At 63.9% G+C, this 26528-nt stretch carries 25 protein-coding genes; 1 reads left to right on the plus strand and 24 read right to left on the minus strand.

Features of this window, described 5'->3' with window-relative positions; genetic code table 11:
- Window positions 1-3: 3 nt before the first annotated feature.
- The 12 genes from ybeY to AC0NID_RS02545 all read right to left on the minus strand — a co-directional run bounded on the left by ybeY (window position 4) and on the right by AC0NID_RS02545 (window position 11556).
- Entirely contained in the window at window positions 4-510 is a 507-nt protein-coding gene (gene ybeY, locus AC0NID_RS02490) for an rRNA maturation RNase YbeY (RefSeq protein ID WP_473450512.1), read from the minus strand.
- 117 nt (window positions 511-627) lie between these two features.
- Window positions 628-1620 (minus strand): PhoH family protein, encoded by a 993-nt coding sequence (locus tag AC0NID_RS02495; protein WP_473451473.1) that lies wholly within the window; start codon window positions 1618-1620, stop codon window positions 628-630.
- 83 nt (window positions 1621-1703) lie between these two features.
- Window positions 1704-3005, minus strand: a complete 1302-nt coding sequence (gene miaB, locus AC0NID_RS02500) for a tRNA (N6-isopentenyl adenosine(37)-C2)-methylthiotransferase MiaB (RefSeq protein ID WP_474033461.1) — start codon at window positions 3003-3005, stop codon at window positions 1704-1706.
- 228 nt (window positions 3006-3233) lie between these two features.
- The gene (olsA, locus tag AC0NID_RS02505; protein WP_473450515.1) at window positions 3234-4034 is read right to left on the minus strand and encodes a lyso-ornithine lipid O-acyltransferase; all 801 of its coding nucleotides are present in this window, start codon (window positions 4032-4034) and stop codon (window positions 3234-3236) included.
- 20 nt (window positions 4035-4054) lie between these two features.
- Window positions 4055-4549, minus strand: coding sequence for a ribosomal protein S18-alanine N-acetyltransferase (gene rimI / locus AC0NID_RS02510; protein ID WP_473450517.1), 495 nt, complete (start codon window positions 4547-4549; stop codon window positions 4055-4057).
- Window positions 4549-5253, minus strand: coding sequence for a tRNA (adenosine(37)-N6)-threonylcarbamoyltransferase complex dimerization subunit type 1 TsaB (gene tsaB / locus AC0NID_RS02515; RefSeq protein ID WP_473450519.1), 705 nt, complete (start codon window positions 5251-5253; stop codon window positions 4549-4551). The genes rimI and tsaB overlap by 1 nt, the downstream gene beginning before the upstream one ends.
- Window positions 5254-5423: 170 nt before the next feature.
- Complete coding sequence (locus tag AC0NID_RS02520; protein WP_473450521.1) at window positions 5424-6530, minus strand: DUF1513 domain-containing protein; 1107 nt, start codon at window positions 6528-6530, stop codon at window positions 5424-5426.
- 57 nt (window positions 6531-6587) lie between these two features.
- Window positions 6588-7679, minus strand: a complete 1092-nt coding sequence (locus AC0NID_RS02525; protein WP_473450523.1) for an imelysin family protein — start codon at window positions 7677-7679, stop codon at window positions 6588-6590.
- Window positions 7680-7765: 86 nt separating this feature from the next.
- A complete protein-coding gene (locus AC0NID_RS02530; protein ID WP_473450525.1) occupies window positions 7766-9373 on the minus strand; it encodes a di-heme oxidoreductase family protein in 1608 nt (535 codons plus the stop codon).
- A gap of 12 nt (window positions 9374-9385) precedes the next feature.
- Window positions 9386-9871, minus strand: a complete 486-nt coding sequence (bfr, locus tag AC0NID_RS02535; RefSeq protein WP_126037586.1) for a bacterioferritin — start codon at window positions 9869-9871, stop codon at window positions 9386-9388.
- A complete protein-coding gene (locus AC0NID_RS02540; RefSeq protein ID WP_473451475.1) occupies window positions 9837-10148 on the minus strand; it encodes a (2Fe-2S)-binding protein in 312 nt (103 codons plus the stop codon). The genes bfr and AC0NID_RS02540 overlap by 35 nt, the downstream gene beginning before the upstream one ends.
- A 118-nt stretch (window positions 10149-10266) precedes the next feature.
- The gene (locus AC0NID_RS02545; protein WP_473451476.1) at window positions 10267-11556 is read right to left on the minus strand and encodes an imelysin family protein; all 1290 of its coding nucleotides are present in this window, start codon (window positions 11554-11556) and stop codon (window positions 10267-10269) included.
- Between the two features lie 471 nt (window positions 11557-12027).
- On the opposite strand from AC0NID_RS02545, the gene AC0NID_RS02550 reads away from it, so the two are divergent.
- Entirely contained in the window at window positions 12028-13281 is a 1254-nt protein-coding gene (locus AC0NID_RS02550) for an NAD(P)/FAD-dependent oxidoreductase (protein ID WP_473450528.1), read from the plus strand.
- Between the two features lie 44 nt (window positions 13282-13325).
- Here the strand turns inward: AC0NID_RS02550 and AC0NID_RS02555 are convergent, their stop codons facing one another.
- The 12 genes from AC0NID_RS02555 to AC0NID_RS02610 all read right to left on the minus strand — a co-directional run bounded on the left by AC0NID_RS02555 (window position 13326) and on the right by AC0NID_RS02610 (window position 26430).
- Window positions 13326-14603 carry a 4-aminobutyrate--2-oxoglutarate transaminase gene (locus AC0NID_RS02555; RefSeq protein ID WP_473450530.1) on the minus strand — a complete coding sequence of 426 codons (1278 nt, stop codon included), beginning with the start codon at window positions 14601-14603 and terminating at the stop codon, window positions 13326-13328.
- A gap of 343 nt (window positions 14604-14946) precedes the next feature.
- The gene (locus AC0NID_RS02560) at window positions 14947-15696 is read right to left on the minus strand and encodes an ABC transporter ATP-binding protein (protein WP_473450532.1); all 750 of its coding nucleotides are present in this window, start codon (window positions 15694-15696) and stop codon (window positions 14947-14949) included.
- Entirely contained in the window at window positions 15693-16526 is an 834-nt protein-coding gene (locus tag AC0NID_RS02565) for an ABC transporter ATP-binding protein (RefSeq protein WP_473450534.1), read from the minus strand. The genes AC0NID_RS02560 and AC0NID_RS02565 overlap by 4 nt, the downstream gene beginning before the upstream one ends.
- 26 nt (window positions 16527-16552) lie before the next feature.
- Window positions 16553-17473: a nickel transporter permease gene (nikC, locus tag AC0NID_RS02570; protein WP_473450536.1), complete on the minus strand. Its 921-nt coding sequence runs from the start codon at window positions 17471-17473 to the stop codon at window positions 16553-16555.
- Window positions 17470-18537 (minus strand): ABC transporter permease, encoded by a 1068-nt coding sequence (locus tag AC0NID_RS02575; RefSeq protein ID WP_473450538.1) that lies wholly within the window; start codon window positions 18535-18537, stop codon window positions 17470-17472. Before AC0NID_RS02575 ends, nikC begins: the two co-directional genes overlap by 4 nt.
- Window positions 18538-18555: 18 nt before the next feature.
- Complete coding sequence (locus AC0NID_RS02580; protein WP_473450540.1) at window positions 18556-20199, minus strand: ABC transporter substrate-binding protein; 1644 nt, start codon at window positions 20197-20199, stop codon at window positions 18556-18558.
- 232 nt (window positions 20200-20431) lie between these two features.
- Window positions 20432-21709: a lytic murein transglycosylase gene (locus AC0NID_RS02585; protein ID WP_473450542.1), complete on the minus strand. Its 1278-nt coding sequence runs from the start codon at window positions 21707-21709 to the stop codon at window positions 20432-20434.
- A 191-nt stretch (window positions 21710-21900) separates the two neighbouring features.
- Window positions 21901-22506 (minus strand): recombination mediator RecR, encoded by a 606-nt coding sequence (gene recR / locus AC0NID_RS02590; RefSeq protein ID WP_473450544.1) that lies wholly within the window; start codon window positions 22504-22506, stop codon window positions 21901-21903.
- A gap of 178 nt (window positions 22507-22684) precedes the next feature.
- On the minus strand, window positions 22685-23644 hold the full coding sequence (locus AC0NID_RS02595) for a cell wall hydrolase (RefSeq protein WP_473450546.1): 960 nt from the start codon (window positions 23642-23644) through the stop codon (window positions 22685-22687).
- Between the two features lie 146 nt (window positions 23645-23790).
- On the minus strand, window positions 23791-24198 hold the full coding sequence (locus AC0NID_RS02600; RefSeq protein WP_473450548.1) for a hypothetical protein: 408 nt from the start codon (window positions 24196-24198) through the stop codon (window positions 23791-23793).
- A gap of 28 nt (window positions 24199-24226) precedes the next feature.
- The gene (locus AC0NID_RS02605; protein ID WP_473450550.1) at window positions 24227-24550 is read right to left on the minus strand and encodes a YbaB/EbfC family nucleoid-associated protein; all 324 of its coding nucleotides are present in this window, start codon (window positions 24548-24550) and stop codon (window positions 24227-24229) included.
- Between the two features lie 29 nt (window positions 24551-24579).
- Window positions 24580-26430 carry a DNA polymerase III subunit gamma/tau gene (locus AC0NID_RS02610; protein WP_473450552.1) on the minus strand — a complete coding sequence of 617 codons (1851 nt, stop codon included), beginning with the start codon at window positions 26428-26430 and terminating at the stop codon, window positions 24580-24582.
- Window positions 26431-26528 lie beyond the last annotated feature (98 nt).

Genomic DNA, 26528 nt, shown 5'->3' on the forward strand with positions numbered 1-26528 from the left:
TAGTTACGCGTAGGGATCGGGAATGGCAAGTCTCGCAAGTGCCGCGCGCTCGACGGCTTCCATTTCCTCGGCCTCGGCATCGGTCTCGTGATCGTAGCCAAGCAAATGCAGCAGGCCGTGAATGACGAGATGGGTGATATGGTTGTCGACGGGCTTGTCTTCCAGTGCGGCTTCCCCCGCGACCGTTTCGGCGGCCAGCACGATATCGCCCAGCATGGGTGGCAACGGGCCGCCCTTCGCGAGCGGAAAAGCCGGGAAAGACAGGACGTTGGTCGGTTTGTCCTTGCCGCGCCAGTCGGCATTGAGGCTGCGGATATGGGCATCGTCAGAAAAGACGATACTGAGTTCGGAAGTCCCGGCCGCGCCGGTTTCGGCAAAAGCAGCGGCAACCGCGCGATCGACCAGCCGCGTCAGCGCGGCCTCATCGGGCCAGTCGCCTGCTTCGACCGCAATATCGATGTCGACGGGAACCGGAATATCCCCGCCGCCAGACCTTCTGTCCTCAGCCATGCAGCTGCATCGTCATACTGGAGCGGCTGACTTTCGCTCCGCACCGCGCCGCCGCTCGATCTTTTCGTTTGAGCATCGGATTCGCCAAAACCGCTGCGCACTTTCGGGCGACATGCACTAGCCTTCGGCGTCCAGGCCCCGGGCCAGCTTGCCGTCGCGGTCGTAGGCCTTGACGATCTCGGCGACCAGCGGGTGCCTGACGACGTCGCCTTCGTTGAAGCGGACCGTCACCATGCCGGTGACGCCGTCGAGGATCCTGAGCGCCTCGACCAGACCGGATTTGGTGTTTTGCGGCAGGTCAATCTGGGTCGGATCGCCGGTGACGATCATGCGCGAGTTCTCGCCGAGGCGGGTCAGGAACATCTTCATCTGCATCGGCGTGGTGTTCTGCGCCTCGTCGAGGATGACGGCGGCATGCGCCAGCGTGCGGCCGCGCATGAAGGCCAGCGGCGCGATCTCGATCACCTCGGCGGCAATCGCCCTCTCGACCTTGTCGGCCGGCATCATCTCGTAAAGCGCGTCGTAGAGCGGCCGCAGATAGGGATCGACCTTTTCCTTCATGTCACCGGGCAGGAAGCCAAGCCGCTCGCCGGCCTCGACGGCCGGCCGCGACAGCACGATGCGCTCGACCATGCCGCGTTCGAGCAGCATCGCCGCATGCGCCACCGCCAGGAAGGTTTTTCCCGTGCCGGCCGGGCCGATGCCGAAGACAAGCTCGGACCGCTCCAACGCGCGCATGTAGGCGTCCTGGTTGAGCGAACGGGCATAAATCGTCTTCTTACGAGTCGATATCTGGGCAGCGGACACCTTGCCCTTGCGCTCCAGCGTCGGCAGCGTCAGCTGGTCGTCGGCGGCGATCGCCATGCGCACGGCGCCGTCGACGTCCGACTGGCCGATGTCGGCGCCTTTCTGGAGAATGCCATAGAGATTGTCCAGGGCGCGGCGCGCCTGCTCGGCGGCCGAGGCGGAACCCTTGATGGTCAACTGGTTGCCGCGCGAGCGGATATCGACGGCAAGCTTCTGCTCAAGCCTGGCCAGATTCTCGTCGAACTGGCCATAAAGGGCGCTGGCAAGCTTGTTGTTGTCGAAAGTCAGAACGATGTGCGCCATATCCGAAGCCCCCGATGGTAGGTTCTGGGGCAGGTTCTTCACTTCCGCAGCGCTCAACCGTCTCTCCTCATCTGCCGAGACCTTCAGGCCAATTCGGCGAACAGGCTGTTGTAACCCGTCTTCGTGATTCGTACCTGGATAATCTCACCGATTTCGCCGGCCTTTTCATCAACAATAACCGGCTGCAGCCACGGCGAGCGGCCGACCTTCTGACCGGCCTGACGACCGGGCTTCTCGATCAGCGTGTCGATGGTGCTGCCGACCAGGCTCGCGCCGAAATCCTGCTGCTGCTTCAGCAGCAGCAGCTGCAGCCGCTGCAGGCGCTCGTCCTTGACGGTTTGCGGCACATGATCGGTCATCTCGGCGCCCGGCGTGCCGGGGCGCGGCGAATATTTGAACGAGAAGGCCGAGGCGTAATTCACCTGGCGGACCAGTTCCATCGTCGCCTCGAAATCCGCATCCGTCTCGCCGGGAAAGCCGACGATGAAATCGCCCGAAAGCGCGATGTCGCTCCGCGCGGAGCGGATCCGGTCGAGCAGCATCAGATAGTCCTTTGCCGTATGTCTGCGGTTCATCGCCTTGAGGATGCGGTCCGAACCCGATTGCACCGGCAAATGCAGATAGGGCATCAGCGCCGGCAGATCACGGTGGGCGGCGATCAATTCCTCGTCCATGTCGCGCGGGTGGCTTGTGGTGTAGCGCAGCCGCGAAAGCCCCGGGATCTCGGCCAACCTAAACAGCAGGCGGCCGAGGCCCCATTCGTCGCCGCTTTCGCCTTGCCCATGCCAGGCATTGACGTTCTGGCCGAGCAGCGTCACCTCGCGCACGCCGGCTTGCGCCAGCCGCTCGGCCTCTGCAACGATCTGCGCCACCGGCCGCGACACTTCCGAGCCTCTGGTATAGGGCACGACGCAGAAGGTGCAGAACTTGTCGCAGCCTTCCTGCACGGTCAGGAACGCGGTAACGCCACGCTTGATGATCTCGGCGCGTTTGGGCCGCGGCAGGTGATCGAACTTGTCCTCGACGGCATAGTCGGTCTCGACGATCTTTTCGCCGCCGCGCACCCGCGCCAGCACATGCGGCAGCCGGTGATAGGTTTGCGGGCCGATGACCAGATCGACGGCCGGCGAGCGGCGGATGATCTCGGACCCCTCCGCCTGCGCCACGCAACCGGCGACACCGACCAGCATCTCGCGGCCGGCCTGAGCCCGTTCGGTCTTCATCTCACGAATGCGCCCGAGTTCGGAATAGACCTTCTCCGCCGCCTTCTCACGGATATGGCAGGTATTGAGCAGCACGAGATCGGCTTCGCCGATGGCGTCCGTCGCCACATAGCCGTCGGCGGCCAGCGCATCGGTCATACGCTGCGAATCGTAGACGTTCATCTGGCAGCCATAAGTCTTGACGAAGACCTTCTTGGCCGCTGCAGACGGCACAACCGCAGCTTCGGCGGCAGTGTTGATGTCGTCCCGTTCTATCGTAGTCAATTCCATCTGGCGGCTTCTAACGCCTTTCCGTGACAAAAAACAGACGATTCTGTTCAACGGCGCCGCGCAACCTCTTGGACGCGCAGGACGCCTTAGCACTTGATTTTGTGCATGAGCCCTTCCGGTCTATCGGCTCGGGCGCGGATCGGCGAGCGCCGCCTGCACCATGTCACGCACCTGGTTTTCCATCAGCCTCGCCGTTTCCTTGCGGCTGGAGCCCTTGGAAAAGGCGACCGGCTCGCCGAAATGCACTTCGACATCGAGCCCGCCTTCCGCCATCAGAACCTTGAGATGCGGCACCAGATCCTCATCACCGATCCAGGCGGCAATCGGCCGGTGCCTGCGGCCGAGCGGCACGCCATGCAGGCGCGTGTAGACGATCGCCACCGGCTGGATGAAGACTGTTTCGGCCGTTCCTTCCGAAATCGCCATAGAGGCTGCGCCGAACAGCGTGCTCTTGAACGGCAGGATCATGTTGCCGTCGCCGGTCGAGCCTTCGGCGAACAGCACCATGGCGTCACCCTTGGCTATGCGGTTGGCAATCTCGCTGGCCTGGTCGCTCGACGAACGCTTGCGCTCGCGCTCGATGAAGACGGTACGCTGCAACTTCGACAACATGCCGATCAACGGCCAGCCGGCCATATCGGCCCTGGCGATGAACTTCACGTCGACCATGGACCCCAGCACCATGATGTCGGTCCAGGAGATGTGGTTCGACGCGACCAGTAGAGGGCGCTGGCCGGACAGCGTCCCCTTGACATGGATGCGCATGCCCAATGACCTGACGATCAGCCGGTGCCAGATCTTCAGGATGAACGTCTCGCGCCAGAGCCCGGTCTTCATCGACAGGATCTGCAATGGCACGAGGACCAACGAGCCGCCGACAACGAGGCCCAGCGCCAGGAAAATCCTGATTTTTTTGATCATAGAGAACCCCGGAACGCTGGCTAGCGAAGATCGCGGCGCATGACAAGCGCGCCGGTCGGGCCGTGCTCGGGCGATCTGTAATAGTTGGCACGCTTGCCGACCTCGCGGAACCCAAGCCGCCGGTAGAGCGCGATCGCAGCGATGTTGGTCTCGTCGACCTCGAGGAAAAGCGCCTCGGCGCGTTGCGCGTGCAGTTCGCGCAGCACCGCGTCCATCAATTGCCAGCCGAGCCCCTGGCGGCGATGGGAGCGCGCCACCGCGACAGTCAGGATCTCGCCTTCGCCGGCAGCCAGGCGCGCCAGCACGAAGCCGACCGGCGGCTTGGCGCCCTGTCCGGTCTCGCGTGCGGCATAGCCGAACACCGTGTCCTGCTCGAGCAAGGCGGCAAACTCGCCGTCGGTCCACGGCCGCACGAAATCCTCGCGATGCAGCACGGACACGGCCGGGCTGTCGGCAATCGTCAGCGGCCCGAGCGCATAGTCCCTGCGGCGAGGCTGGAGGAAAGGAATGCGCATCAGTTCTTCTTCCCGGCTTTCTTCCTGGACAGGATAAAGCCCGCCTGCGGCTTGGCGTCCGCGCCGCGCAGATAGAGCGGTTTCGGCTTTTCGCCTTCGCGCTTTTTACCAGCACTTTGGGTGGCGGCCAGCCGGGCATAGATAGCGATATCCGCAGTGGCCGCTGTCGGGCCGATGTCGAAGGCGCACCCGGCCGAGGCGGCGATTTGCGTTGCCGCCGTGCCGGCAAGAACCGGAGAACTATCCGCAGCCATGGCGGCAGCTTGCGCAAGCGTGGTCGCGGCCGGACCATAGCGCAGAACCGACACTTCGTCGTAAAATGCTGCGTGGATTTCCTCATGGCCGGCGTCGAGCGCGGCCAGCACGGCGCGGCCGGGAAATGTCTCTCTCGCTTGCGCTGCCAGGGCTTCCAGAGTCGTCACGCCGATCGCCGGAATTTTCAGCGCCAACGCCAGCCCCCGCGCCGCCGAGACGCCGACGCGCAAGCCGGTGAACGAGCCCGGGCCGGTGGAGACAGCAATGACGCCGAGGCCGGCATAGTCGGTCCTGCCGGTCTTCAACGCCTCTTGGATCACGGCCATCAAATGCTCGGCATGGCCCTTGCCGAGATCGAGCACCGAGCGGCCGAGCTCGTTCCTGGCCGCTGTGTCGTAGACACAGGCGGCGCAGAGATTGGCGGCACAGTCGATGGCAAGCAACTTCATGAGGCGACCGGTTGGAGCACCCGCTCGGGTACAGCTGTTCGAAAAACAACTCCCCTGTGCCCGCCATGGCTCATCGCCGCAAGGGGATATTGCATAAATCGTTTGGCGGCTTTGCTTCGCCTGAGGACGGTAAGTTCTGGCGAACGTAGCCGTTGGGGAACCATGCCGCGCTATCCGGCCAGCTCGATGCGCAGCATGTGATTGTCCCATACATAGTCGGGTTCGGACCGTGTCGCGCCGCCCGCTTCGACGATTTCGCCGGTACCCGTCGTCGCCATGAAGCTCGTCCCCTCGGGCGCCACGCCGCAGACCTCGGCCAGCGCGCTGGTGGCGACGACCCGGCCGCTGGCCGCATCGATCACCGCAAGCGAGTTGCCTTGCGGGGAGGACACGGCGACGGTGCCTGCTGCGGTATTGGCGGCGACCGAGCCGATGTAGTTCCTGAAGCCCGAAAGCACGCCCTGCGGCATGTCGAGCAGTTGCAGATCCCTGCCGTGCGCGGCGCGGCCGACCAGTGGCGGACGATCGGCGCCCGGCCCCCTGTACTGGCAGCCGAACCAGACCGTGCCGGATTCATCGGCATCCATGTGACGGATCGAAAGCTGGTGCAGCGTCGGCGGCAGTTCGTGCTTTTCGACGAGATCGCCGGTGAGGCGGTCGACCAGCACGTAGGAAGGTTTCATCGTCGCGATGTTGAGCTCGGCGCGGCCGAAATCCGGATGCGTCTCGATGCCGCCATTGGCGACGGCAATCGTCCTGCCGTCACCCAGCAGCAGAAGCTCATGCGAACCCATGCCGTAGGTCGGGAACTCACCGACGCGCCGGAATTTAGCACCCGCGTCGTAGACGCCGACCACGCCGGCGGCGTTGTCGAAATCGTTCTCGGTGGCGTAGAGCAGGGCACCGTCGGTCGAGAACACGCCGTGGCCGAAGAAATGCCGTCCACTGATGCTGGCAATGGTCAGCGGCTCGTCGCGGCCGGTGTGGTCGAAAACCACCGCGAAAGTGCCTGGCTGCCTGGCAAAGACCACGGAGCGCTTCGACACCGGATCGAAGGTGACGTCGTGACCGCGGTCGGGCAGATCGATGACATGCAGGACCGTGCCGGCCTCGGACAGGATGGCCGCGCCATAGCTGCCGTCACGCTTGACGAAAGCGGTGGCGAAGACGGCGTCCGTGCTAAGCGTCTTCGCCCAGGCGGACGGCGCCATGGCCGCCACAAAGCCAACGCCTGCGGCCCTGAGGAAATCACGGCGATCGATCAGCGGCGTGCGCATGCAATCTCCGTTCGAGCATGACCTTGTCCAAAAGTCTGCAACTTTTTGGGATCATGCTCAGTCACCGTCCAGCGACGAAAAGCCTGCGGTCAGGCCGAATTCGGCGGTCAGTCTGGTGCCGATCAGGGTCGACAGGCTGGATGTCACCAGCGAAAAGTGGTCGAGCTTCTGGCGAAGCGCCGGGTCGGCGAGCGCCCTGTCGATCGGACCTCTGACGGCCGTGGCGTCGGCGGCCCCGTTGACGAGCTGGATATGGATCGATTCCGCCATCCAACGTGCATCGGGCGACAGCGCGTCGCCAAGCTGCGAGGCCTGGAACAGCGCGTCCATGCCGGCAAGATTTCCGGTCAGCGAACGCGTCGTGTTTTGCGAACGCCAGTAGATCGCCTGTTTCGGCTTGTCGGATTCCGGATTGCTGCCCAGAAAGCCTTTCAGACGCACGTCGCGGACCATTTCCAACTCGTTGATGAAGACGCCGACCAGTTCGGTCACCGCTTCCGTGCCGTCGCGGTAGAGCGCATTTTGCGGCCCCGGATTGGCCCAAAGCGCGGCAAAGCCGTCGGGCTTGCTCCAGGCATCACTGACCTCGGCGGCAATCGTCTCGATGTTGCCGGCGACGGTCGCGCCGTAGGCGCAGCGATAGGGATCGTCCTTGCCGGCCAGCGTTTCCGCGCCATCGCCATAAAGCACGAATTCCAGCGCACCGAGCCCTTGCATGGCGACGCTCTTTGCCGCCAGCTGGGCAGGATCGGCGGCGGTCTGATCCTTATTGGCCAGCGCCGCCTGCACCTGCCTCAGGCCGATGCTCTTGCGGTCTGGCCAAAACAGCATGCGCTCCAGCCGGTTGTCCTGCGTGATCGGTCCGATACGGATGATCTCCACGACCGACCAGGCATCCACGGTGCCGGAGAATTCGGCGCGCGCCGCATCGAGACGCTCCCGCGAGGGCGCGTCGCAAAGCGTGCGCATTGCCTTGGTCAAACTGTCCGCATGATCATGCAGGCGTGCATAGGCCGGGCGGACAAAGCCGTCGATCGCCCGCTGGATCACGTCGGAGGCCTTGACTGCGGCGGACGCCGGCAAAGCGCTGGCGAGGACCAGCGGGAGAACCAGGGCGAGCGCTAAGCAGGCACTCGTAGGCTGGCCCACGAACGCCTGCTTGGATTCTTTTGTTTGTTGCAGGTTCTTGCCGCACCGTGGGACACTTTTGCGGAACCTGCTTGGACGCCTCGACATCAAAACGACTCCAGGAACTTGACCAGTGCGTCGCGTTCGGCCGCATCGGCGGCGGCAAAGCGGTCGCGCGCCGCCTGCCCCTCGCCGCCATGCCACAGGATCGCCTCCGTCAAGGTGCGCGCGCGCCCGTCATGCAGGAAGAAGCTATTGCCATTGACGATCTGGGTAAGGCCGATGCCCCACAGCGGCGGCGTGCGCCATTCACTGCCGGTCGCCTCGCCCACGGCCTGCCCGTCGGCGAGGCCCGGCCCCATGTCATGCAGCAGGAAGTCGGAATAGGGCCAGATCAGCTGGAAGGCCTGCGCCTTGTTGGGCGTGCCGCGACGGGTGACGAATTTCGGCGTATGGCAGGAAATGCAGCCCATGTCGTAGAACAGCTTCTTGCCGGCCAGCACATGGGGCTTGTCGAGGTCGCGCCGCGCCGGGACGGCGAGGTTTTGCGAATAGAAGGTGACGAGGTCCACGACCGGCGGCGGCGCCTCGACCGGGCCAAGGCGCTGCTGCATGCCGTTCGGCATGGCAAGGCAGGCCTTTTCAGCTGCGGTGCAATCGCCCCAGTGCTTCGGCACTTCCGGCGTCGAAATGCCGATATCGCCGGCGAATGCGTCCGCCGCTTGCTGGCGGATCGACGGGGTCTGCCCTTTCCAGCCGAAGCGGCCGAGCGTCAGTTCGCCGCTCTTGCGGTCACGCACGATGTTGGGCCTGCCGGAAATGCCGTCGCCATCACGATCGTCCGGATCGGCATGGGCGAGAATGTCCGCCGGCGCGATCTGCTCGACCAGGCCAAGGCCGATCATCGGCGGCGTCATGCGCGGCGACAGCGTGGTGTGCGGATCGAGCGGCCCGTTGGCAAGATCGTCGACCGAATAGCTCGGCTTGCGCAGCGAAACCACGGTACCGTCCGGCAACGTGACTTTTTGCTCCTGATAGTCGACACGCATCCTGCCTTCGCCCCGAAGGCCCGGAACGGCCAGATCCTGCAATTGTGAGCCGTAGACCGGATCGGGGAAGTTGAGCATCTTGCGATCGGCAAGCGCTGCTTTCTCTTCCTCGGTGCTCGCCTGCCGCGCCAGCCGCAGGAACATGGAGGTGGTCCCGCTGTCACCTTCCGGCGGATGACCGCGGCCGTCCTTCAGATGGCAATTCTGGCAGGCGCGCTCGTTGAACAGCGGACCAAGCCCGTCCGATGCCTGCGTCGAGGAGGGCGACGACACCCAGTTCTTGCGGAAAATGGCATTGCCGAGCTTGAAGGTGCCTTCTTCCTCGAAAGTGATGTTGGTCGAGGCGTGCGAGAAGGCGTCCTTGTTGACGCCTTTCCGCGACGTGCCGGCGCCGCCCTGCATCGGCTCGAATTGCTCGGGCGTGGAAAAATCCTTGGTCGGCCTGGTGATGGCGATGACACGCGCCAGATCCTTCGGCGTCAGGTCGGTGCGGCTGGTGGCGAGACCGGCCGGCTCGGGCGCGCCGGCCAGCGCCGAGGCTGTCAGCGCGACCACAACGGCAAGCGAAAGCCCGCGAAGCCATCTGTGTCGCGGGTTTCGCTGGGACGGCAGGCCGTAATCCTCGGCCCGCCGCAAGCGGCGCAAGAACTCTAATGTGCGCCGCATTCCCGCATGTCCCTATTCCGCCTCGTCGGCCGATGCCGCGTTGAGCTGGCCGTATTTTTCCTCGCCGATCGAGGCGAGCAGGTCGAGTTGCGTCTCGAGGAAGTCGATGTGACCTTCCTCGTCGGACAGCAGATCCTCGAACAGCTTCATCGTCACGTAGTCGCCTGCTTCTTCGCAAATCTCGCGCGACCGCTTGTAGGCGGTGCGCGCGTCGTATTCGCCGGCAAGATCGGATTCAAGCACTTCCTTGACATTCTGTCCGATGCGCAGCGGCGCTACCGACTGCAGGTTCGGATGGCCTTCAAGGAAGATGATGCGGGCCACCAGCCGGTCGGCATGGTGCATCTCCTCGATCGATTCCGCGCGCTCCTTCTTTGCCAGCTTGGCGTATCCCCAGTCCTCCAGCAGCCGGAAATGTACCCAGTACTGATTGACCGCTCCGAGTTCCAGAAAGAGAGCCTCGTTAAGCCGCTCGATGATCTGTTGTTCGCCTTTCATGGGTACTGCTCCCGTATTGGACGCGCAGGCCTCTGACGCGATCCAGGTGTGAAACGATGTCCACGCCGCTCGCCTCCGAGCGGGCATGGTAATTTTCGGTGACCCGAATGATCGTTTCGACCACATTTGGGAAGCAGCCGCAACAGCGACCGCGCTTGTGCATGGCATGATAGATCTTCGCCGGCACGATAAGCTGCCAGGGATCCTGATCCAGCAGCCCGACGATCGTCTGCTCAATCTCCTTCTCGGTGATGATGTTGCAATGGCAGATCAGCATAGTTTGCTCTTGGCTGACGGCGCTTGCTCCGCGCCGTATGGCTTGTTTGTTAGTAGAGCACGATCTTTTCCGAAAACCGGCTTCCACATTTCGGGATCATGCTCCAGGCTTTGACGCCTTACTGGAATACCTTGTCTGGCGCATCGAGGCTGTCGGAACCCTCGAAGGCGATGGCATTGAGTTGCAGGGTGCCGACGGCGCGCTCGATCGACTTGGTCTGGTCGACCAGCGCGTCGATCGCCGCCTGCACGGTGGCGTTGCCTTCCGTGTTGCCTTCTCCGATCTGCTGATCATAGGCCTCGCCGGCAAGCGCCCGCGCCTTGATGGCTTCCATCTTGGCGACGGTGGCATCCAGTTTGTCCGACAGTTCCTTGTCGATCGCCGAATCGGCTTCCTTGACCATGTCCGATACCGAGGGCCCTTCGACGACCGTGCCGTCAAGGCGGGTGTAGCTGCCATTATAGGCGGTACGGATGCCGACGGCATCGTAGAGATGCGAATCGTAGGTGTTGTCGGAGAAGCAGTCGTGCTCCTCTTCCGGGTCGTGCAGCAGCAGGCCGAGCTTCATGCGCTCGCCGGCGAGTTCGCCATAGGACAGCGAACCCATACCGGTGAGGATGGTCGAAATGCCGGCTTTCGGCTCGCCATCGACAAGGTTCTTGCGGGCGGCGCCGCCTTCCTTCCAGTCGTCGACCATATCCTGCAGATCGGCAACCAGAAGGTCACTTGCCGACTTCAGGTACTGCGCCCGGCGATCGCAGTTGCCGCCGGTGCAGTTGGCGAGATCATAGTCCGTATAGGGCCGTTCGCCGGCGCCTGCGCCGGTGCCGTGCAGGTCCTGGCCCCACAGCAGGAATTCGATGGCGTGGTAACCCGTCGCCACATTGGATTCGATGCCGCCGGCCTCCTGCAGCGTGCCGGAAAGGAACTCGGGCGTCAGCTCGGTGGCGTCGATCCTCTGGCCGTTGATCTCGATCGACTTGTTGGCGATCACATTGGCGGTGTAGAGCGCATTCGCGTCCGACTCGGTGCCGTAGCTCTCGGCGACATAGTCGATCAGACCTTCGTCCAGCGGCCAGGCATTCACCTTGCCTTCCCACTCGTCGACGATGGCGTTGCCGAAGCGGTAGACTTCGGTCTGCTGATAGGGAACGCGCGACGCTTTCCAGGCCTCGCGGGCGGCAGTCAGCGTTTCCTCCGAAGGCTTGGCGAGCAGCGCGTCGACGGCCTTGCCGAGCGCCTGTGCCGTGGTCAGAGAATCCTCATATTTGGCGAGCGCAATGTCGGAATAGGTCTTGATGACCGCCTTCGCATCGGTTTCCGCCTTGGCCGGCAACACGAATATCGCGGCCGTCAACGCCGCCGTGGCGCCGATCGCGGCGAGCCTGCCATACCGTGCCGTGATCATCGCTCTCATGATTGTCATCTCCTCGGAATTCAGTGAAATGCCGGCGCCAAGGGCGCGTCGGCAGGCAATCGGCACCAAGGCAGGTCCATGCCATCGGGCGAAAAACAGACCGCGGCATGGCGCGGCTCGCAGAAGAAAGACATCGAAATGCCTCCAATCGAAAGGGTTCAAAGGCCCAGACATCAAAGGGTGCGCTTGACGCGCGAGCTCTCATAAAGCGATGAAGGGGGCGGAAGTCAACCGATTTCACAGAGAAAAGCCAATTGAAACAACAGTTTAGAATTATTCTAAACTGCAAGTGTCAACTTTAAGCCTATTTAACCATGTCGCCGTCGGACGAGGCGATTGACAGATCCCCATTCCGGGTGCGACCCGCAAAAGCGGTCTTGCGGCGGCGTCAGACAATCGCCACTTGGCGAGACGTCCTAGACTTGGATTAAGGAACCGGTGGATTAAGGAATTGCGGCTGCGATGAAAAACGGTGTGGTCATTGTCGGTGCGGGTCACGCGGGCGTGCAAGTGGCCGCCAGCCTGCGCGAGGACGGTTACGACGGGCCCGCGATCCTCGTCGGCGACGAGAGCGAACTGCCCTATCACAAGCCGCCGCTGTCGAAGACCTTCATCAAGGATGGAGAGGCCAAGCCGCAGCCGCTACGCGGCGAGGCCTTTTACACCGGCAGCGCGATCGACTACCGGCCGGGCATCAGGGTCGATCGCATCGATGCCAGGGGCCGCAGGCTGGAGCTATCGGGTGGCGGCTCGCTGGCATTCGACCGGCTGATCCTGGCGACCGGTTCGCGGCCGCGCATCCTGCCGCTGCCGGGTTCGGATCTTTCAGGCGTGGTGTCGCTGCGCTCGCTCGCCGACGCGCGCCTGATCCGCGAATTGAGTGCCCGGAGCGAGGATGTCGTGATCCTCGGCGGCGGCTTCATCGGACTGGAGATCGCCGCGACGCTCAAGGCGGCTGGCTGCAAGGTCACCGTGGTCGAAGCGGTCGACCGGCTGCTCGGCCGGGCAGTGGCGCCGGTCATCGCCAGCCATGTGCGGCAGCGGCTGGAAGCGACCGGCGTCCGCATCCTTACCGGCACGACGATCGCGCGGCTCGAAGGCGAGAACGGCCATGTCTCGGCCGCGATCACCGCAAGCGGCGAGCGCCTGCCGGCGCAGATGGTCGTCATCGGCATCGGCGTCGTGCCCAATGTCGAACTGGCCGAGGCCGCGGGCATCACTATCGCAAACGGCATCCGCGTCGACCAGCAGATGCGCACGTCAGTGCCCGAAATCCTCGCCATCGGCGATGCCGCCTCCTACCGGCACTGGCTCACCGGCGGCGATGTGCGGCTGGAATCGGTGCAGAATGCGACCGACCAGGCGCGCCTTGCGGCGCGCACCATCCTCGGCCATGCGGACGCCTTTGCGGCGGTGCCATGGTTCTGGTCCGATATCGGCGACATGAAGCTGCAGATGGTGGGCCTGATTTCGGGCGGCGACAGCCATGTCGTGCTGGGCGACGTCAACGAGAACAGATTCTCCATCTACCACTATGCGGCAAAGCGGCTGCTTGGCATCGAATCGGTCAATCGCCCCGGCGACCACATGCTTGGCCGCAAGATGCTCGGCGCCGGCTTCTCGCCGACGCCGCAGACGGTTGCGGCAGGACCGGACGGACTGAAGGCAGCGCTCGCCGCCTTCCAGCAGGAGGAGCCTGTCCGCGCCGCTGAATAGGATATGTTGATATTCAGCCAAGCTGCGAACGGTGGGTACCGAGGTCAGGCGGTGCGGACCTCGCGGATCGCGCTTTCCAGGATGTCGAGCGCTTCGTTCATGACACCGTCCTGGATGGTGATCGGCGCCAGGAAGCGGATGACATTGCCGTATACGCCGCAGGTGAGCAGGATCAGGCCCCTGTCGAGCGCCTTCAGACGGACGGCGTTGGCGATTTCCGCCGACGGCAGGCCCTTCTTCACGTCGTTGAACTCGACCGCGTTCATGAAGCCGGGGCCCCTGATATCGATGATCTCGGGCGTGTCGTCGCGGATCGATTGCAGCCGCTGCTTCAGCCGCGCGCCCAGCGTGTTGGCGCGGTCGCAGAGCTTTTCCTCATCGATCACGTCGAGCACGGCGTGTGCTGCGGCGACGCCGATCGGGCTGCCGCCATAGGTGCCGCCGAGCCCGCCGGGGTTGGGCGCATCCATGATCTCGGCGCGGCCGGTGACCGCCGACAGCGGAAAGCCCCCGGCCAGGCTCTTGGCCATGGTGGTGATGTCGGGCGCCACCTCGTGATGATCCATGGCGAACATCTTGCCGGTGCGGGCAAAGCCGGTCTGCACCTCGTCGGCGATCAACAGCATGCCGTGCTGGTCGCAGATCTTGCGCAGCGCCGCCAGGAAATCGCGCGGCGCCTCGTAGAAGCCGCCCTCGCCCTGCACCGGCTCAACGATGATGGCGGCGACGCGGGCCGGATCGACATCGGCCTTGAACAGGCGGTCGAGGGCGGCCAGCGAATCGGCGACGGAGACCCCGTGCAGCGCCACCGGGAACGGCGCGTGGAAGACATCGGCCGGCATGGCGCCGAAGCCGACCTTGTAGGGCACGACCTTGCCGGTCAGCGCCATGCCCATGAAGGTGCGGCCGTGGAAGCCGCCGGCAAAGGCGATGACCGCCGGCCGGCCGGTGGCGTTGCGGGCGATCTTTATGGCATTCTCCACCGCCTCGGCGCCGGTGGTGACGAAGATCGTCTTCTTGTCGAACTTGCCGGGCAGCATGCCGTTCAGCCGTTCGGCCAGCCGGACATAGCTCTCATAGGGTACCACCTGGTGGCAGGTGTGGGTGAAGCGGTCGAGCTGCGCCTTGACCGCCTCGATCACCTTCGGGTGGCGGTGGCCGGTGTTGACGACGGCGATGCCGGACGAAAAGTCGATGTAGCGGCGGCCTTCGACATCCCAGATTTCCGAGTTTTCGGCGCGGTCGGCATAGATCTGCGTGGTCATGCCGACGCCGCGCGAGATCGACTGGTTCTTGCGTTCGGAAATGGCTGAATTCTTCATGATGTCCCTCGCCGGGCCGGCGCCCGTTCTCGTTTGATGGTTGGTGAAATCTGTTCTGGCCTTATTTCATGTTTTCCTCAAGTTGGCACCGCCGCCAGGCGATTGGGCCTGCCCCAGCCTCGCGCTGATCCCGATCGCGCGCGAGGTGTTCCCGGGGCCGATGGCCTATGCATGATGGGCCGCATCGTCGCCGGCACGGCGATTACGCCTCCCTGTACGCACAACCAACCGTTTTCGGGGAATTCCCATGGAGGAATGGAAGTTTCCAGGCCCACCCAATGTCGCGGTGTTTTTGGATAAGAGAATTGCTACCCGCGGCGACTGGATCGCATAAGAAACGAGTTCATGCGGTTCTTACAAACCCCTCACTGGCTCGCAAGAGATTGCGCGTATAATCCTTGGTCACGCGGTGCCCTATCAGCTGGCTAGCCGTGAGATTTTCCACCGCCTCGCCGTTCTGCATCACCATCAGCCGCTCGCACATATGGGTGATGATGGCGAGGTCGTGGCTGACCATCAGGAAGGTCAGCTTGCGCCGTCGCCGGATCTCTTCCAAAAGGTTGAGCACTTCCGCCTGCACCGAGGCATCGAGCGCCGAGGTCGGCTCGTCGAGCAACAGGATCGACGGTTCGAGGATCAGGGCGCGTGCGATCGCCACGCGCTGGCGCTGGCCGCCTGACAATTGATGCGAATAGCGGAAGCGGAAGCCGGTCCCCAGGCCGACCTCGTCCAGCGCCCGCTGGATGCGCTTCTCGCCATCGGCAAAGCCGTGGATGGCGAGCGGCTCCTGCAGCAGGCGGTCGACGGTCTGGCGCGGGTGCAGCGAGCCGTACGGATCCTGGAAGACCATCTGCACCTCGCGATAGAACGCCTTGTCGCGACGTGCGCCGAGGCTCTTGCCGTTGACGGCGATGGTGCCCGAAGCGGCCGGCGCGAGGCCGGCGATTGCCCTCAGCAACGTCGACTTGCCGGAGCCGGACTCACCGACCAGGCCGAAGGATTCGCCAGACTTCACCTCGAGGCTGACGCCCTTCAGTGCGCGAAAGCCGTCGAAGACCACCTCCAGCCCGTCGATGGAAAGGGCCGCATTCATGCCGCCCACTCCGGCTTGCGGTCGAGCACCGGCAGCGGGTGGCGTTCGAAGCCGATCCTGGGCATGCAGTTGAGCAGGCCGCGCGTGTAGGGATGTTGGGCGTCGCGGAGCTCCGACGCCTTGATCTGCTCGACCACCTTGCCGGCATACATGACGATGACGCGGTCGCAGAAGGACGAGACCAGGCGCAGGTCATGCGAGATGAAGATCAGCCCCATGCCGCGCTCGCTGACCAGCCTGTCGAGGATGTTCAGCACATCGAGCTGCACGGTGACGTCGAGTGCCGAAGTCGGCTCGTCGGCGATCATCATCTCCGGCCCGGCGATCAGCATCATGGCGATCATGGCGCGCTGGCCCATGCCGCCCGAAACCTCGTGCGGATGCAGGTCGAAAACGCGGGCAGGATCGCGGATCTGCACCGCCTCCAGCATGGCAAGCGCGCGGTCGCGCGCCTCCGCCTTGCCGACCTTCTCATGCGTGCGCAGCGTCTCGACGATCTGGCGGCCGATGCTCATCACCGGGTCGAGCGAGTATTTCGGATCCTGCAGGATCATGGCGATGCGCTTGCCGCGCAGCGCCCGGCGGTCGCGGGGCGAGGCCGCGAGCAGGTCGATGCCGTCGAAGGCGAGTTTCCCGGCGGTGACCTCGGCCTGCGGCGGGGTCAGGCCCATGATGGCACGGCCGGTCTGCGACTTGCCGGAACCGCTCTCGCCGACGATGCCGAGCCGTTCGCGGCCAAGCGAGAAGGAGACGCCGCGCACCGCCTCGATCAGGCCGGTACGCGTCGGGAAGGTGACGCGAAGGTCGTCGACGTCGAGAAGCGTGCTCATTGATCGCTGCCTATTGCGGTCGCCGCTCATTGATCGCCACTTCGGGGGTCGAGCGCGTCGCGCAGGCCGTCGCCTAGCAGGTTGAAGCCGAGGCTGACGATGAGGATGGCAAAGCCCGGCGCGCCGGCCACCCACCATTGGTCGAGCACGAAGCGGCGGCCCGAGGCGATCATCGCGCCCCATTCCGGCAGCGGCGGCTGCGCGCCGAGGCCGAGGAAGCCGAGGCCGGCGGCGGTCAGGATGATGCCGGCCATGTCGAGCGTCACCCTGATGATCAGCGAGGAGATGCAGAGCGGCATGATGTGGCGCAGTACGATGCGGAACGGCGAGGCGCCCATCAACTGCACCGCCTTGATGTAATCCGAATTGCGCACGGTCAGCGTTTCGGCGCGCGCAATACGGGCATAGGGCGGCCATGAGGTGATGGCGATGGCGAGCACCGCATTTTCGATGCCGGGGCCGAGTGCCGCGACGAAGGCCAGTGCCAGGATCAGCTTCGGAAAGGCCAGAAAGATGTCGGTGATGCGCATCAGGATCGCATCGATCCAGCCGCCGGCATAACCGGCGACCGTGCCGACCAGAAGGCCGATGGGGGCGGCGATGATCGCTACGAGAATGACGACGTAGAGCGTCCATCGCGAGCCGAAGATGACGCGCGAAAGGATGTCGCGGCCGAGGTCGTCGGTGCCGAACCAGTGCGCGGCACTCGGCGCCAGCAGCCGCGACCCCTTCAAGTCGCCGACTGTCGGCGAATAGGGCGCCAGCACATCGGCAAGGGCCGCGACCACAAGCAAGGCGATGATGATGAGCAGGCCGAGAAACGCCAGCCGGTTGGCGGAAAAGCGGCGCCAGGCGACATAGGCGCGGCCGAGCCTTGCCTGCATGCGCGAGGCCGGCCGCTCGCTGAGCAGCCAGTCGCGACGGCTTTGTATCGCCTCAGCGCTCATCGTACCTTGGTCCTTGGGTCGAGCACCCGGTAGAGCAGGTCGGACAGGAGATTGATGCCGATGAAGACCGAGCCGATGATGATGGTGCCGCCGAGCACGGCGTTCATGTCGGCGTTCTGCAGGGAATTGGTGATGTAGAGGCCGATGCCCGGCCAGGAAAACACCGTTTCGGTCAGCACCGAGCCTTCGAGCAGCCCGGCATAGGAAAGCGCGATCACGGTGACCATCGGCACCGCCGCGTTGCGTAACGCATGGCCCCAGATGATGCGCGTTTCCGACAGGCCCTTGGCGCGCGCCGCGACGATATATTCCTGGGCAAGCTCGTTCAGCATGAACGAGCGCGTCATCCGGCTGATATAGGCGAGGGAAAAATAGCCGAGCAGCGAGGCCGGCAGGATGATGTGGCGGAACGCATCGCGAAACACGTCCCACTGCCGCTGCCACAGCGCATCCAGAAGATAGAAGCCGGTGACTGGCGTGAAGGTGTATTCGTAGACGATATCGAGGCGGCCGGGAAAAGCCACCCATTGCAGCCTGGCATAGAACAGCACGAGCGCCAGCAGTCCCAGCCAGAAGATCGGCACGGAGTAACCGACCAGGCCGATGATGCGCACGATCTGGTCGATGATGCTGCCGCGCCGGACCGCGGCCAGCACGCCAAGCGGCACACCGATCACCGAACCGATCAGCGTCCCCAGCGTCGCCAGTTCGATCGTCGCCGGAAAGGCGCGGCGGATGTCGGTCATGACAGGATTGGTGGTCAGCACCGACGTGCCGAAATCGCCGTTCAGGGCATTCCTGACATAGATGTAGAACTGCTCGATCAGAGGCAGGTCGAGGCCCATCTCGCGGCGGGTGCGCTCGACGACATTGGCCGGCGCCCGGTCGCCGAGCACCGCCAGCACCGGGTCGATGGGGATGACACGGCCGATGAAGAAGGTCACGGCGAGAAGGCCGAGATAGGTGGTTATCGCGATGACCAGGAAGCGGCCGATCGACGACGCGACAGCGACGGCACGGGCGCTGCCGCGCCTTGCCGTCGCCTGGCTTTCAACCGTGCTCATGCGGCGCGTCCGCCGGCATCACTCCTTGGAGATCTGGCCGACGAAGTTGGTGTCGAAGCTCGGGCCGAGCGCGAAGCCCTTGAGGTTCTTGCGCAGGCCGGCCACTTCAAGCTGCTGGTGAATGATGATGAAAGGACTGGTTTCGAGGATCTTCTTCTGCAGATCCTGGTACATCGCGGCACGCTTGGCGGCGTCCTTCTCGAGCAGGGCGGCTTCCGTTTCCTTGGTCAAGTCGGGAATGTCCCAGGCGTTGCGCCAGGCTAGGGTCTTGGTCTTGCCTTCATCCGAATTGTCGGGGTTCGAGGCAAAGGTCTGGGCATTGGAATTCGGATCGAAATAATCCTGGCCCCACTGGCCGATATAGATGTCGTGGTTGCGGGCACGGTATTTGGTCAGCGTCTGCTTACCGTCTCCGGGAATGATCTCCAGCTTGACGCCGGCCTGTCCAAGCGTCTGCTGGAACGATTCCGCCATGCCGGTCACCGGTTGGGTGTTGCGTACGTCCATGGTGACGCTGAAGCCGTCGGCCAGGCCGGCCTTGGCGAGCAGTTCCTTGGCCTTGGCGAGATCGAACGTGAATGGGTTCTCGTCCAACTCGCCGAGCACGCCTTTCGGCAGGAAGGTCTGGTGGATCTCGCCGATGCCCTTGAGGATGGTCGAGCTCAAGGCATCATAGTCGACAAGATATTTGAAGGCCTGGCGAACCTCGGGCTTGGCGAGGTTCGGGTTCTTCTGATTGAGGCTGATGTAGAAGACCGTGCCCTTCGGCGCGCTGGTGGTGGTGAGATCGGCATTCTTGGCGATGGCATCGAGGTCGTTCGGCTCGAGATTACGGGCAACGTCGATGTCGCCGGCCTCGAGCGCCAGGCGCTGGCCCGAGCTTTCCTTCATGTTGCGATAGATGACGCGGGCGAGCTTGGCCTTTTCGCCGTGATAATTGTCGTTGCGCTCCATGACGACGACCTCGTTGGCCCGCCATTCGCGCAGCTTGTAGGGGCCGGAGCCGGCATAGCCGGTCTTCAGCCAGGCGTTGCCGAAGTCGTTGTCGTATTTGTAGTCGTCGCTCGGCGTGACCGCGGCGACGTGTTCCTTGACCAACTTGGCGTCGACCACCGAGGCGACCGTTGCCGACAGACAGTTCAGGACGAAACTCGGCGCATAGGCCTTGTCGACGGTGAACTGGAACGTCGTGTCGTCGACGGCCTTGGCCTTCTCGGTGACGTTACCGCCGTCGATGCCGAACTGCCCGATGATGAAGGCAGGGCTCTTGTCGAGCTTGATGGCGCGCTCGAACGAATAGGCGACGTCGGCCGCGGTGATCGGATTGCCCGAGGCAAACTTCAAGCCGGGCTTGAGCTTGAAGGTGTAGGTCAGGCCGTCGTCGGAGACGCTCCAGCTTTCGGCGAGATCGCCCCTGACCTTGGAGGTGTCGCTCAAGTCGAGACGGACAAGAAGATCGTAGGTGTTGCCGGTGACCTCGGCGGTCGACAATTCGAACGCCTCGCCCGGATCCATGGAGATGATGTCGTCGATGGCGAATCCCTCGACCAGCGTGTCGGCGGGCGTGACCGCAAAGGCCGGTGCGCCGGCCAGAAGCAGCGCGGACATAGCCGCACCCGCAAGCAAGAAGCGGGAGCGTAGAGCAAACTTTTCCATCATCATTTTTGACTGTTCCCTGTTTTGTTGACCTGAGTTCCCGGCTCAGGCTGTTGCGTTCTTTGCCGGGCTGAACGATAGCCCCTGGACCGGTTGCCTTGGCAATTTTTGTCCAGTTGGTCCATTACCATATCCGGCGGTTTCCAAGCCGGCAACGGGCATTTGCAAGACAGCGCGTTGTACCAGCGTGGGCGCGGCGAGCGGCCACAACGCCGGCTAAAATCCGCTGATGTTGCAACTACTTCAGTGCGGTGACCAGATCGGCGTCGGGAAAACAGGTGGCGGCGCGACCGTTCCCGGCCTGCCATTTGCCGATCGAACGGCGCGTCTTGAAGCCTGGCAAACCATCGGCGCTGCCGACATCGTAGCCCTTGGCCTCCAGCGCCCGCTGCAGGGCGGCGATGTCCGATCTGTAAAGCCCGCCGACCGCGCCCCAGCTGCTTGAAAAATTGCTGTCGCCATGGGCGATGCGATCGGCGCCGTGGCCGATGAACAGGGCGTAGAGATCGCTGGTGTTGTATTGTTTCAGCACGTAGAAATTGGGCGTGACGATGAAGGCTGGACCGCTGCGCCCGGCCGGCATCAAGAGAAAGCCTTCGGCCTTCAACTCGCGCGCCGGAAACGGTCTTGCCGCGACGCGCTTGATACCCATGTCAGCCCACTCGGAAATTCTCTTGCCCTGGTCCGGACCTTCGAGCGAACAGGAGACCGCTTCCGGCACCGTCACCTCGAAACCCCAGTCACGGCCCTTCACCCAACCATAGTTGACGAGATAGTTGGCGATCGAGGCCAGCGTGTCGGGTTTTGAATTCCAGATGTCGGCCCGGCCGTCGCCGTCGAAATCGACGGCATGCTTCAGGAAGGACGTCGGCATGAATTGCGGCTGGCCGAGCGCGCCTGCCCAGGACGACTTCATCGCGCCGACCGGGGCCAGCCCACGCTCGACGAGTTCGAGCGCCGCCATCAGCTCGGTGCGGAAGAAGTCCTTCCTGGTCGCCATTAACGCCTTGGTGCCCAGCACCTCGAAGGCGTCGTAGGGCATCTTCGCCGCGCCGAAGCCGCTCTCTCGGCCCCAGATCGCCAGCAGCACGTCGCCCGGCACGCCGTAACGCTGCTCGATCGCGGCAATCGTCCTGGCGTTGGCCGCCTTGCGCGCCCGCCCGCCTGATGTGACGGCGCGAACCGTCTTTTCGGCGAAATAGGCGCCGGGCGAACCGAACTCCGCCTGATGCTGCTTCTGCGGCGTTTTCGCCTTTTTGCCCGGCATCACCAGGTCGGGCAGTTTGAGGTTCGGTTTGACGCCATCGAAGGCGGCGTCGAAGGTTTTTCTGGAGATGCCTTTGGCCTTGGCCTCGGGCCAAAGGTCATTCTGCAGCCAGGCGCGGAACTGGTCGTCGATTGGTGCGGCGAAGGCGGCGGTGGCGAGGAGGACGGCAAGCAGGGCCATCAATAATGAGAGCGGGACCAATCTGAAAGGTCGGCGTTCTTTCGCGCCCCCCTCGGTCCTGCCGGACATCTCCCCCACTTGGGGGGAGATTGGCAGTTGCACCGACCGCGCCTTCTCTTCAACGTTGAAGATAAGCGAAGCCTTCGATGACAGCCGATCTCCCCCCTTGCGGGGGAGATGTCCGGCAGGACAGAGGGGGGCGCGACGGAATGCAATCGGTTCAGGAAAGCCGATCATTCCAGGTTCCTTCCCCCATTGCCTCAAAACGCCGTCCGCGAGCGCAGCGCCGCGGCCAGCGTGCCTTCGTCGAGATAGTCGAGCTCGCCGCCGACCGGCACGCCATGCGCCAGCCGCGTCACCTTGACCTCAAAGCCGGACAATTGGTCGGTGAGATAGTGCGCGGTGGTCTGGCCTTCGACCGTGGCGTTGACGGCGAGGATCACCTCCTTGACCTCGCCGCCGGCGACACGGTCGACCAGCGAGCGGATGTTGAGCTGCTCGGGACCGATGCCGTCGAGCGGCGACAGCGTGCCGCCGAGCACATGGTAGCGGACATTCATGGCGGCAGCCCGCTCCAGCGCCCAGAGGTCGGCCACGTCCTCGACGACGATCAGCGTGCCGGCGTCGCGGCGCGGATCGGTGCAGATCATGCAGGGGTCGGACGTATCAACGTTGCCGCAGGTCGAGCAGATGCGCACCTTGTCGACCGCCTCGCTCATGGCGGCGGCGAGCGGCGACAGGAGCTGTTCCTTCTTCTTGATCAGATGGAGCGCGGCGCGCCTGGCCGAACGGGGACCGAGCCCCGGCACCTTGGCCAGAAGCTGGATCAGGCGTTCGATCTCGGGACCGGCGATTCGCTTCGACATCGCATCGGTTTAGACCATGATCCCGAAAAGTGGAAACCGGTTTTCCGGAAAGATCATGGTCAAACAAGAAGATAGAGCCCCATTCCGATTTTAATCGGAATGGATCAGGCTCTAGGATTTTTCCGCGCGCTTTTGAACACTCCGATACCCAGCGTCGACGCTAAAGACGCTGCTGCCGTCAGTATGCTTCCAGCGGCCGGGCCTGGCCGGCGATCATCGCGCCGATGGCGTCGGTGTTCTCGGGCGTCGATTCAAACGACATCGTCGGCTCGGCCGGAGCCGCCGAGAATGAACTGACAGGTTGCGCACCGGCCGTGCCGCCGAAACGGGCCGCGTCCGGCTCCTGCATCGCCACACGCGTCGCCTTCTCGGAGCCTGCCTCCGCGGGGATCGCCTTCACGAAGGTCGCCTTGATCGGCTTTGCCGCCTGCGGTGCGGCTGCGGTCACGTAGGTTGCCTCGACCGGCCTTGTCTCGGTAGGTGTTGGCTCAGCGGATGTCGCCCGGGCGGATGTTGCCTTGTCTGCCCGCACCGGCGCCGCTGAGGCGACGAGCGTGGCGCGCGCCGGCGCCGGCGGCGTAGCCTGTGCCATCGCGACCGTCGGCTCGTCCGGCAACGGTTTCCAGTTCCGGCCGCGCTTTTCATAGAATGCATTGCCGCCGGCAACCATGGTGTAGTGCATGTTCTTGTAGGGAAACCGCAGGCCGGCGGTGTGAAAGAACATGGTGTTCCTCAGCTTGGCCTTACGCTCGCCCTTGAGCACCGCCTCGGCGGCTTCCTCGACATCGGGCAGCGCCTTCGAATTCATCCGCCGCGTCATCACGCCCGGCGCGAACTGCCCGCGCTCGCCGACCACCTGGCAGATGGTGTTGCCGTGTTTGCCGGAACGCAGCCGGTTCATGACCACCGTGCCGACGGCAATCATGCCGTCACGGCTCGACCGGTTGGATTCGAAGAACATCGCGCGCTGGAGGCACTCCTTGTCCTTCGCCGTGTGACTGTAAGGCCGGGACCTGACGGCATCGGTCAAGCTGGCCACGGACATGCCGTGCGAGGTGGTCTGACTGCAGGCGGCCAAAAATAGCGGAGAGGTGATGACGCCGAGCAACAATGGCGCCTTCCATCGGGTCGCGATCAAAAGTATCCCCTCATTCTGTCGCCGGCCCGCCCCAGCTTGTGGCAAGAATGATACTCTTTCAGGCAAAAAGATGGCTAAAAGGTTATTAAACGACGAGAGTGGCCAAATCGGCACATCTGGTGGGCCAAGTGTTGGGACGGGCCGGTCTACCTGCCTGCCGGCACGACGATCGGTTGCCCGGGCTCGGACTCGTCGAATTCTTCCGAAAACAGACCGCGTCTCAGGAACAGCGTCCGCGCATCCCGCGCCTTGGGCGCAATCTGCCGCGGCCAGCCGCTCTCGATGAACTCGGCCCTGGTGAAGTCAGGGGTCGCCGCGCAGGCGGATTCCAGGAAATCGGCGATTTCCAGCACGATCGCGCGTTCGTCCTTCGACAGAACCGAGATGCCGGATTCGATGGACGGATGATGGAGGAAATCGTCGAAGAGATGAAAATAGCCATTGATTCCAACGAGATCCACGCCCGCGTCGCAGTCGGCCAAGGATTCCAGGATCTCATAGATCCTGTTTCGGACGCGCTGCTCTATCAACCTGGCTGATGGCTCTTCGGTCATGGCGCCGCTGAAACGCTAAAGTCCGGATCTAGAACGGCAACTTCATTCCCGGCGGTATCGGCAGTCCCGCGGTCAGTGCCTGGGTCTTTTCCTGCATGATCTGCTCGACCTTCACCCTGGCGTCATTGTGGGCGGCGAGAAGCAGATCCTCCAGAATCTCGACCTCGTCCTCTTTGAACAGCGACGGGTCGATCTTCAGCGACTTCATCTCGAATTTGCCGGTCAGCGTCACGCTGACGAGGCCGCCGCCGGCCTGTCCGGTGGCTTCCAGCGTGGCGATCTCGTCCTGCATGGCCTGGAACTTGGCCTGCATTTCCTTCGCCTTGCCCATCAGGCCGAGAAGATCTTTCATGGCGTGGTCCTCTACAAATTGAAGCTGTATCAGGTTTCGTCGTCGTCGTCCGCCGTCGGCTCGACCGGAACCTCGGCCTCTACCGCATCGGCTTCCGGGGCGTCGGGAATGCGCACGTCGATGATCCTGGCGCCGGGAAAACGCGCCAGGATGGCGGCGACGGTTGGGTCGCTCTTGGCATCGAGGAAGGCGTTTTCGCGCTTGGTCGATTCCATCTCGGCCAGCGTCTGGCCGCCCTCTTCCTTCGACAGCGACACCAGCCAGTTACGGCCGGTCCAGGCGCGCAATTTGGCGGTCAGATCGTTGAGCAGCATCTTCGGCGCGTCATCGGTCAGGCCGACGTCCATGCGGCCCGGCTCGATGCGCACCAGGCGCACGCAGCGCTTCACCAGCACCTTGAAGGCCATGTCGCGCTGGGCATCGGCAAGGGCGGCGATGTCGGCCAGCGACTTCACCGGCACCGGCGGCGCATCCGCGACCGGTTCCGGCGTCGGAACGAAGGCTGCAGGCGTCGGCTCGGGTTCGACCAGCCGCATGGTCTGCGCGCCGCCATTGGCCGTCGACATCCGCGTCTGCGCCACCGCACTGGCGCCGCCGCCATTACCAGAACTTGCAGGGCCGGGACTTGCAGGGCCGGAGCTTGCAAGGCTGGAACTTGCAGGGGCGCCATTCGAGCGCGGCGCGCCATTCGGCGCCGGTGCTGCGCCCTCCAGCGATTTCAGCGCCTCGTCCAGCGTCGGCAGGTCGGCGGCGTGCGCCAGCCGGATCAGCACCATTTCGGCGGCACTGACCGGCCGATTGGATGACTGCACCTCGGGAATGCCCTTCAGCAGCATCTGCCAGGTCCGAGACAGCACCCTGACCGACAGCGCCTTGGCGAAATCGGCGCCGCGCTGGCGTTCGTCCTCGGACAGCGAGGAGTCATCGAGGGCGGTCGGCACGAAGCGCAGCCTGGTGACGAGGTGGTTGAACTCGGCAAGGTCGGTCAGCACCGCGGCCGGATCGGCGCCGGTGTCGTATTGGGCGCGGAATTCGGCGAGCGCGGCCGCCACATCGCCCTTCATCACATGTTCGAACAGGTCGACGATGCGGGCGCGGTCGGCCAGCCCGAGCATGGCGCGCACCGCTTCGGCGGTGACCGCGCCGCTGCCATGGGCGATCGCCTGGTCGAGAATCGACAGCGAATCGCGCGCCGAACCTTCGGCCGCGCGGGCGATCATCGCCAGCGCGTCGTCGTCGACCGCAATGCCTTCCTTGCCGGCGATCGAGGAGAGATGCGCGACCAGCGCGCCGGCATCGATACGCCTGAGGTCGAAGCGCTGGCAACGCGACAGGACAGTGATCGGAACTTTTCTGATTTCGGTGGTGGCGAAGATGAATTTGACGTGCGGCGGCGGCTCTTCCAGCGTCTTCAGCAGGCCGTTGAAGGCCTGGGTCGAGAGCATATGCACTTCGTCGATGATGTAGACCTTGTAGCGCGCCGACACCGGTGCGTAGCGCACGCGCTCGATGATGTCCCTGATATCGTCGATGCCGGTGTGGGAGGCGGCATCCATCTCGATGACGTCGACATGGCGGCCTTCCATGATCGCCTGGCAGTGTTCGCCCGGCACGGCAAGATCGACCGAAGGCTGGTCGACGTTCGATGTTTTGTAGTTCAGGGCCCGCGCGAGAATGCGCGCCGTCGTCGTCTTGCCGACACCGCGCACGCCGGTCAGCATCCAGGCCTGGGCGATGCGGCCGGTGGCGAAGGCGTTGGTGAGGGTGCGGACCATCGGCTCCTGGCCGATCAGTTCGGAGAAATTCGCTGGACGGTATTTGCGCGCCAGAACGCGATAGGCGGCGGCCTTTTCGGTTCCCGAATTTCCGGCTTCGCTCATTCGCCCGTAAAGCTCCAAGGGCCGCGCCCTGCAGGCGGCCGATTCCTGCGCATAGTTTCGCCCGCAGGGCTTGGCGCCGTCAATGTCGCCGAAGAAAG

Source organism: Mesorhizobium sp. WSM4821 (assembly GCF_055901555.1).

Excerpts from the sequence above, each read along its gene's own strand:
- bfr (WP_126037586.1), bottom strand. The coding sequence starts at position 9,871 with ATGAAAGGCGAACAACAGATCATCGAGCGGCTTAACGAGGCTCTCTTT.
- AC0NID_RS02560 (WP_473450532.1), bottom strand. The coding sequence starts at position 15,696 with ATGAATGCGGCCCTTTCCATCGACGGGCTGGAGGTGGTCTTCGACGGC.
- ybeY (WP_473450512.1), bottom strand. The coding sequence starts at position 510 with ATGGCTGAGGACAGAAGGTCTGGCGGCGGGGATATTCCGGTTCCCGTC.
- tsaB (WP_473450519.1), bottom strand. The coding sequence starts at position 5,253 with ATGAAGTTGCTTGCCATCGACTGTGCCGCCAATCTCTGCGCCGCCTGT.
- AC0NID_RS02600 (WP_473450548.1), bottom strand. The coding sequence starts at position 24,198 with ATGACCGAAGAGCCATCAGCCAGGTTGATAGAGCAGCGCGTCCGAAAC.
- AC0NID_RS02550 (WP_473450528.1), top strand. The coding sequence starts at position 12,028 with ATGAAAAACGGTGTGGTCATTGTCGGTGCGGGTCACGCGGGCGTGCAA.
- AC0NID_RS02540 (WP_473451475.1), bottom strand. The coding sequence starts at position 10,148 with ATGCTGATCTGCCATTGCAACATCATCACCGAGAAGGAGATTGAGCAG.
- AC0NID_RS02530 (WP_473450525.1), bottom strand. The coding sequence starts at position 9,373 with ATGCGGCGCACATTAGAGTTCTTGCGCCGCTTGCGGCGGGCCGAGGAT.
- AC0NID_RS02585 (WP_473450542.1), bottom strand. The coding sequence starts at position 21,709 with ATGTCCGGCAGGACCGAGGGGGGCGCGAAAGAACGCCGACCTTTCAGA.
- nikC (WP_473450536.1), bottom strand. The coding sequence starts at position 17,473 with ATGAGCGCTGAGGCGATACAAAGCCGTCGCGACTGGCTGCTCAGCGAG.
- AC0NID_RS02580 (WP_473450540.1), bottom strand. The coding sequence starts at position 20,199 with ATGATGATGGAAAAGTTTGCTCTACGCTCCCGCTTCTTGCTTGCGGGT.
- AC0NID_RS02605 (WP_473450550.1), bottom strand. The coding sequence starts at position 24,550 with ATGAAAGATCTTCTCGGCCTGATGGGCAAGGCGAAGGAAATGCAGGCC.
- AC0NID_RS02555 (WP_473450530.1), bottom strand. The coding sequence starts at position 14,603 with ATGAAGAATTCAGCCATTTCCGAACGCAAGAACCAGTCGATCTCGCGC.
- AC0NID_RS02575 (WP_473450538.1), bottom strand. The coding sequence starts at position 18,537 with ATGAGCACGGTTGAAAGCCAGGCGACGGCAAGGCGCGGCAGCGCCCGT.
- AC0NID_RS02565 (WP_473450534.1), bottom strand. The coding sequence starts at position 16,526 with ATGAGCACGCTTCTCGACGTCGACGACCTTCGCGTCACCTTCCCGACG.
- AC0NID_RS02545 (WP_473451476.1), bottom strand. The coding sequence starts at position 11,556 with ATGATCACGGCACGGTATGGCAGGCTCGCCGCGATCGGCGCCACGGCG.
- AC0NID_RS02520 (WP_473450521.1), bottom strand. The coding sequence starts at position 6,530 with ATGCGCACGCCGCTGATCGATCGCCGTGATTTCCTCAGGGCCGCAGGC.
- miaB (WP_474033461.1), bottom strand. The coding sequence starts at position 3,005 with ATGAACGTCTACGATTCGCAGCGTATGACCGATGCGCTGGCCGCCGAC.
- recR (WP_473450544.1), bottom strand. The coding sequence starts at position 22,506 with ATGTCGAAGCGAATCGCCGGTCCCGAGATCGAACGCCTGATCCAGCTT.
- AC0NID_RS02610 (WP_473450552.1), bottom strand. The coding sequence starts at position 26,430 with ATGAGCGAAGCCGGAAATTCGGGAACCGAAAAGGCCGCCGCCTATCGC.
- rimI (WP_473450517.1), bottom strand. The coding sequence starts at position 4,549 with ATGCGCATTCCTTTCCTCCAGCCTCGCCGCAGGGACTATGCGCTCGGG.
- AC0NID_RS02495 (WP_473451473.1), bottom strand. The coding sequence starts at position 1,620 with ATGGCGCACATCGTTCTGACTTTCGACAACAACAAGCTTGCCAGCGCC.
- olsA (WP_473450515.1), bottom strand. The coding sequence starts at position 4,034 with ATGATCAAAAAAATCAGGATTTTCCTGGCGCTGGGCCTCGTTGTCGGC.